The organism is Motilibacter deserti, assembly GCF_011250635.1.
Lineage (GTDB): Bacteria > Actinomycetota > Actinomycetes > Motilibacterales > Motilibacteraceae > Motilibacter_A > Motilibacter_A deserti.
The window spans coordinates 85,833-92,709 of record NZ_JAANNP010000001.1 but is presented as its reverse complement, the minus strand read 5'-3'; the positions used below and the strand labels follow the sequence as shown (position 1 = coordinate 92,709).

Sequence of the window (6,877 nt, the reverse complement as noted above, 5' to 3'; positions counted from 1 at the left end):
TCGGGGACAGGGCGGGGCCGGTCGTTGACAGAGCACGGCCGCTCGGTGACAGGTCGGGGCCGGTGGGCGGCTTTGCGCGCCGCCCACCGGCCCCTCGTCGTGCTGAGCCCCCCCGGCGCCGCAGTGGCTAGCTGGCGCGGGGGAGCACGTCGCCCTCGGCCTCGTCCGCTGCCCGCAGCTCGGCGATCAGCCGCTCGGCCGCCGCGACGAGGGTGTCGCGCGCGAGGTCGTCGTGGCGCACCTGGTTCTTCACCTTGGCGACGAACTGCTGCAGGTAGCCGATCGTCCGGGACTCGCTGCCCGCCGTGTAGAGCGACTGGGCGATGTCGAGCCGGCCCTGCAGGTCCGCCGCGGTGCCCTCGGAGAGGCGCCCGCCGGCGGCGTACAGCTCGACCGTGGCCTTGAGGTCGCTCACGGCGGTGCCGATCGCGACGGCGAACGAGTTGTAGCCCGCCCCGCTGCCGGCCGGCACGTAGCCGTTCTCGACGTTGCCGCGCGGGTCGACGGCGAACCAGTTGACGGTCGTGCCCGTGGTGACCGTCAGGGACTGAGCTCCCTCACGCAGCCCGGCCGCCAGCAGCTTCGGCGACGAGAGCGTCGGGCGGCTGCCGTCGAGGGTGTAGTAGACCGTCGCCGGCTCCGACGTGGAGACCGTGAAGGTCGTGCTGGTGGCGTTGCGCGAGGCGACCTGCAGCGTCGACTCCGGGGCGGTCGCGTCCAGCTGGAAGGACAGGGCCACGTCCACGATGCCGAGCTGGCCGTTGGCGTACTCCATCGCCGTCTCGGTGACATCGACGGTGTTGGCGCCGTTCACCCAGCGCTGCGTCCCAGCGTCCCAGCGCGGGCCGTTCGTCTCGAACGCCCAGGCGAGGATGCCGTGCTCGATCCAGAAGTAGTCGGCCGAGTTGCCGGCCGCGGAGTAGAGCACGTCGATGATCGGGCCGGTGCGGCCCGGCCACACCGCGGTGTCGCGGTAGGTCTGGACGGCCGAGAGGATGTGCTCGGACGCCTGGTAGTAGTACGCCTCGATGCCGGCGTCGGGGCGCTCGACCGAGACGCGGCCGTCGGCCTTGTAGGCGCCCGGCGTCCACATGAAGTAGCCGCCGCAGCAGTGGGTGTTCATGGCGAACTTGATGTTCTTGAACGTCTTCGCCATCCACACCAGGTTGCGCACCTCGGGCTCGGACTCTGCCTTCGGCCCGGCGTAGTTGCCGTTGAGGCAGTCCGTGGACGCCCCGTCCCAGCCCTCGAACACTGTCGCGGTCGAGTAGTTGCGGTTCACGTTGACGCCGAAGCTGTTGCGCCGGCCCGGGTCACTGTCCTGCGGGGCGCAGTAGTTCGTGAGGTTCTTGCGCACGCCGGTGTCGAAGATCGAGTAGTGGCCGCCGTCGGGGTTGGACCACGGCAGCAGGAAGATGTCGAGGTTGTCGATCGCCTTCCGCGTCCACTCGTCGGTCGCGTAGTTGTGAAGCAGCCGCTCGGCCGTCTCGGCGACCGAGAGCACCGGCGTGATCTCGTTCGGGTGCTCGCCGGCGTACAGGAACACGCCCGTCTTCGAGCCGTCGCGCACCTTGCCGACACGCAGGACCTTCATCGTGAACGGCTCGCGCGAGATCGACGCGGGGGCGCGCAGGCCGTCGCTCAGCGTCTGGCGCGCAGCCGCGGGCACGACGCCGAGGCCGTCGTTGCGCCGGAACGTGTACGCCGTCAGCAGCTCGGACGCGGAGCTCGCGTTGATCGCGGCGACGATCTCGGCGGCGGTGCTGACCGGCTGGCGGGCAGCGTTGGTCGCGAGGAAGACCGTGATGTTGTTGCCGCCACGCACGACCGTGAGCGGGGCGTTGGGCGCCGGCGCGATCAGCTCGAGCGTGATGTCGTTGCCGCCCTCGTGGCCGAACTTCTTCGAGGTGACGAAGAACGTCGACGGGGCGGTCGCGGCCGTCCCGGTCCCGAACTGCGCCTGCGCGTAGCGCCGGTAGCCGAAGGTCTTCTCCGGCAGCGTGACGATCTCGGCCAGGCCCGGGAACTCGGCCGCGAGCGCCTCCAGCCGGGCGTTCGCCTCGGTGGGGCTCGGGGTGGTGGTCAGGAACCGGGTCTTGTAGCCGGCGGGGAGCTGGAAGCCGTCACCGAGCCACTTCTCCACCGGCGCGGTGACGGCGCCGCCCGCGCTGCTCGTGATCGTGACCGAGGCGGGCGCGGCGCTGATGGCGATCGGCTGGGTGGTGCGGTGGTAGAGGTAGACGTCCGCGTCCTCGTAGCGCGTGAGCGTCGCCGTACGGCTGGGGCCGCTGGCGCCCTCGCTCCAGGCGGCCGTCAGCGTGGCCTGCCCGTCCGGGACCCCGGCCTTCGCCTCGAGCGAGAGGAACATCTGGCCGCCGGAGGTGAACCAGTCGGCGCGCAGCACGCGCAGGACTCCGGGGTCCTCGGCGGCACCCACCGGGGCAGCGGCGAGCGAGCTGCCCACCGCGAGCGCGGCGGCGGCAGCGAGTACCGCGGTCGCCCGGCGACGCGGGCGCGGGGTGCGGTGCACCGCCGGGCCGGGGGAGGGCGGCTGCGCAGCCGGCCGGAGCCGGCGGCGGAAGGGCGGGGCGAAGCGTGCGGTGCGGAACGGCACGGGCTTCCTCCGGAAGAGACGGTCGGTGACGGTGAGGGCGCTCGGTCGCTCCTACCGTCCTCCGGCCCGAGGGTCGGACCGGTGCCACGAACCGTCGTGGAAGTTCTTTTTCCGGTCAAGAGGCAGCTTCGGCAAGATCTGCGCGAAACACGGGGCGCATCCGCGCTGCAAGAGGGGTTTGAACCGGGGCCGGGCGCGGGAGCGTCAGCGGCTCGGTCTAGTCTGACGCGTGGCGGAGGGGCCAGCCGGGCGGCTGGCCGCGACGCCGGTCCGCCGCCAGGTCGAGGGAGCGCCCGAGGTGACTGTCCTGTGACTGTTCTGGACGAGATCCTCGCGGGTGTGCGCGTCGACCTGGCCGAGCGCCAGAGCCGCGTCGGCCTCGAGGAGCTCAAGGCGCGCTGCGCGCGCGTGCCCGACGCCAAGCCCGTCCTGCCCGGCTTCCGGGACCAGGGCGTGCGGGTGATCGCCGAGGTGAAGCGCGCGAGCCCGAGCCGGGCCGCCCTCGCCGACATCCCGGACCCGGCCGCGCTGGCGCGCGACTACGAGTCCGGCGGCGCCTTCGCCATCAGCGTCCTCACCGAGCAGCGCAAGTTCGGGGGCAGCCTGGACGACCTCGACGCCGTTCGGCAGGCCGTCGACTCCCCGCTGCTGCGCAAGGACTTCATCGTCACGAGCTACCAGCTCTGGGAGGCCCGCGCGCACGGCGCCGACATCGCGCTGCTGATCGTGGCCGCCCTCGAGCAGAATGCCCTTGTGTCCCTCGTGGAGCGGGCCGAGTCGATCGGCCTCACGCCGCTCGTCGAGGCGCACGACGAGGAGGAGGTCCGCCGGGCCATCGACGCCGGGGCCAAGCTCATCGGCATCAATGCCCGCAGCCTCAAGACCCTCGAGGTCGACCGCGACACCTTCGCCCGGCTCGCGCCGCTCATCCCGGACGGGATCGTCAAGGTCGCCGAGTCCGGCGTGCGCGGCCCGCACGACGTGATCGAGTACGCCCGGGCCGGCGCGGACGCGGTGCTGGTCGGCGAGACGCTGGTGACCGGCAAGGACCCGCGCGTCGCGGTCGCCGACCTGGTCGCGGCCGGCGCGCACCCCGCTCTGCGGCAGCCGAGGGCCTGACATGACCGACGTGACCGTCCCGGCCCCCGCCGCTGCGGCGCAGGCCGGGCGCTTCGGCCCCTACGGCGGGCGCTACGTCCCCGAGGCGCTGATGGCGACCCTGGACCAGGTGACCGAGGCCTACGCCGCCGCCCAGGCCGACCCCGAGTTCCGCGCGGAGCTGTCCCGGCTGCTGCGCGACTACACCGGGCGCCCGAGCGCGCTCACCGAGGCCACGCGCTTCGCCGAGCACGCCGGAGGCGCCCGCGTCCTGCTCAAGCGCGAGGACCTCAACCACACCGGCTCGCACAAGATCAACAACGTGCTCGGCCAGGCGCTGCTCACGCGGCGCATGGGCAAGAAGCGCGTGATCGCCGAGACCGGCGCGGGCCAGCACGGCGTCGCCACCGCGACCGCGGCCGCGCTCATGGGTCTCGAGTGCGTGGTCTACATGGGCGAGGAGGACACCCGTCGGCAGGCGCTCAACGTCGCCCGCATGCGCCTGCTCGGCGCCGAGGTCGTCCCGGTCCGCACCGGCAGCCGCACACTCAAGGACGCGATCAACGAGGCGTTCCGCGACTGGGTGACCAACGTCGACTCCACGCACTACCTGTTCGGCACGGTCGCCGGCCCGGCGCCGTTCCCGCAGATGGTCCGCGACTTCCACCGCGTCATCGGGGACGAGGCGCGCGCCCAGGTCCTCGAGCGGACCGGCCGCCTGCCGCACGCCGTGTGCGCGTGCGTCGGCGGCGGGAGCAACGCGATCGGCATCTTCACCGCGTTCCTCGACGACGCCGACGTCGCGCTCTACGGCTACGAGGCGGCCGGCGACGGCGTCGAGACCGGCCGCCACGCGGCGACGCTGACCGGCGGGTCGCCGGGGATCCTGCACGGGTCCCGGTCCTACCTGCTGCAGGACGAGTGGGGTCAGACGATCGAGAGCCACTCGATCAGCGCGGGGCTGGACTATCCGGGCATCGGCCCCGAGCACGCCTGGCTGCACGACTCGGGCCGGGCGACCTACGAGCCCGTCACCGACCGGGAGGCGATGGAGGCGTTCCGCCTGCTCTGCCGCACCGAAGGCATCATCCCGGCGATCGAGTCCGCGCACGCCCTCGCCGGCGCGCTGCGCGTGGGCCAGGTGCTCGGGCCGGAGGGGGTCCTGCTGGTCAACCTCTCGGGCCGCGGGGACAAGGACGTCGACACGGCCGCGCGCTGGTTCGGCGTCGTGAGCGACGAGGACATCGTCGAGGCCGCCGAGGCGACCGTCGAGGCGCCGCCTCAGGAGTCGTCCGGGGAGGGCTGGTGACCGTCCTGTCCGACACCCTGGCGCAGGCCCGCGCCGAGGGGCGCGCCGCGCTGGTGGGCTACCTACCGGCGGGCTTCCCGACGCTGCAGGGCGGGATCGACGCCTTCAAGGCCATGATCGACGGCGGCGTCGACGTCATCGAGGTCGGGCTGCCCTACTCGGACCCCATGCTCGACGGGCCGACGATCCAGGACGCGGTCGACATCGCGCTGCGTGCCGGCGTCACCCCGCGCGACGTGCTGCGCACGGTCGAGGCCGTGGCGGCGACGGGCACGCCCACGCTCGTGATGACCTACTACAACCCGATCGACCACATCGGCGCCGGCCGGTTCGCCGCCGACCTCGCCGCGGCCGGGGGAGCGGGCGTCATCCTGCCCGACCTGCCGCCGGAGGAGTCCGGCGACTGGCTCGCCGCCGCCGACCCGCTCGGGCTGGACAGCGTCTTCCTCGTGGCGCCGTCCTCCAACGACGAGCGCATCGCCCTCACCACCTCGGTGTGCCGCGGCTTCGTCTACGCCGCCTCGCTCATGGGGGTCACGGGCGTGCGGGGCGCCGTCAGCGGGGCCGCCCGCGGGCTGGTCGCCAGAGCCCGGGCCGCCACCGACCTGCCGGTCTGCGTCGGGCTGGGCGTGTCCACGGCCGAGCAGGCCGAGGAGGTCGCGGGCTACGCCGACGGCGTCATCGTCGGCTCGGCCTTCGTACGCCGCCTGCTCGACGCCGCGTCCCCGGCCGACGGTGCTGCGGACGTGCGAACCCTCGCGGCCGAGCTGGCCGCCGGCGTACGCCGGGGCGCGGCCGCGCGTGCCGGCTCCGCGCACTGAGCCCCGTGTCGCCGAGGCCGGCCGGTAGGGTCCGCTGCTGATGAGCGCAACCTCTGCCGCCAGCACCTCCGACAGCGTCTCCGGCCCGGTCGGGAGCACGGTGCTCGCCTCGATCCCCAGTCCGGCCGAGGGCGTCTGGCACCTCGGCCCGTTCCCGCTGCGGGCCTACGCCCTGTGCATCCTCGCCGGGATCGTGCTCGCCATCGTGATCGGCGACCGCCGCTGGCGCGCGCGCGGCGGGCGGGCCGGGACAGTGGGCGACGTCGCGGTTTGGGCGGTGCCGTTCGGCATCGTCGGCGGCCGCCTCTACCACGTCATCACGACGCCCGAACCCTACTTCGGGTCCGACGGCAAGCCGCTGGACGCGCTGAAGATCTGGGAGGGCGGGCTCGGCATCTGGGGCGCCATCGCGGTCGGCGCCCTCGGGGCGTGGATCGGGTGCCGCCGCAAGGGCATCGCACTGCCGCCGTTCGCCGACGCGCTCGCCCCCGGGCTGGCCGTCGCACAAGCCGTCGGCCGGTGGGGCAACTGGTTCAACCAGGAGCTCTACGGCCGGGCCACCGACGTCCCCTGGGCGCTGGAGATCGACCCCGAGCACCGCCCGTCCGACACGCCCGACCAGGCGACCTACCACCCGGCCTTCCTCTACGAGTCGCTGTGGAACTTCGGGGTCGCGGCGCTGGTGGTGTGGGCCGACCGCAAGTACCGCCTCGGCCACGGCCGGGCGTTCGCGCTCTACGTGGCGGCCTACTGCCTCGGCCGGTCGTGGATCGAGGCGCTGCGCGTCGACACCGCCGAGCACTTCCTCGGCCTGCGGCTCAACCAGTGGACCGCCGCCGTGATCTTCGTCCTGGCCGTGGCCTACATCGTGGTCTCGTCGCGCAAGCACCCGGGCCGTGAGGAGCGTGTCGAGCCCACCCTCGAGGGCGAGCAGGGAGCCGAGGACGGCGTCGGTGCGACCGTCACGGCCCCGTCCGCCGGTGCGACAACGGACGACGCGACCGCCGGTGGCACTTCCCCGGCCGGCGCGACCGG

General features: G+C 73.4%; 5 protein-coding genes (1 of these 5 running past the window's edge). 4 read left to right on the top strand and 1 reads right to left on the bottom strand.

Translation table 11 applies throughout. The features are described 5' to 3' along the window. Window positions 1-127 precede the first annotated feature (127 nt). Window positions 128-2,614, bottom strand: coding sequence for a M14 family zinc carboxypeptidase (locus G9H71_RS24825; RefSeq protein ID WP_166276281.1), 2,487 nt, complete (start codon window positions 2,612-2,614; stop codon window positions 128-130). 309 nt (window positions 2,615-2,923) lie between these two features. On the opposite strand from G9H71_RS24825, the gene trpC reads away from it, so the two are divergent. The 4 genes in view from trpC to lgt are tightly spaced (at most 40 nt apart) and all read left to right on the top strand, a layout consistent with a single transcriptional unit that may run on beyond the window. After that, window positions 2,924-3,733 (top strand): indole-3-glycerol phosphate synthase TrpC, encoded by an 810-nt coding sequence (gene trpC, locus G9H71_RS00385; protein WP_166276278.1) that lies wholly within the window; start codon window positions 2,924-2,926, stop codon window positions 3,731-3,733. 1 nt (window position 3,734) lies between these two features. Beyond that, window positions 3,735-5,021 carry a tryptophan synthase subunit beta gene (gene trpB / locus G9H71_RS00380; protein WP_166276275.1) on the top strand — a complete coding sequence of 429 codons (1,287 nt, stop codon included), beginning with the start codon at window positions 3,735-3,737 and terminating at the stop codon, window positions 5,019-5,021. Continuing rightward, window positions 5,018-5,842 (top strand): tryptophan synthase subunit alpha, encoded by an 825-nt coding sequence (trpA, locus tag G9H71_RS00375; protein WP_166276272.1) that lies wholly within the window; start codon window positions 5,018-5,020, stop codon window positions 5,840-5,842. The genes trpB and trpA overlap by 4 nt, the downstream gene beginning before the upstream one ends. Window positions 5,843-5,882: 40 nt before the next feature. Continuing rightward, window positions 5,883-6,877, top strand: partial view of a prolipoprotein diacylglyceryl transferase gene (gene lgt / locus G9H71_RS00370; protein ID WP_166276269.1) — the 5' portion only. It continues 49 nt past the right edge of the window; the window shows 995 of its 1,044 coding nt (coding positions 1-995); its start codon is at window positions 5,883-5,885; its stop codon lies off the right edge, out of view.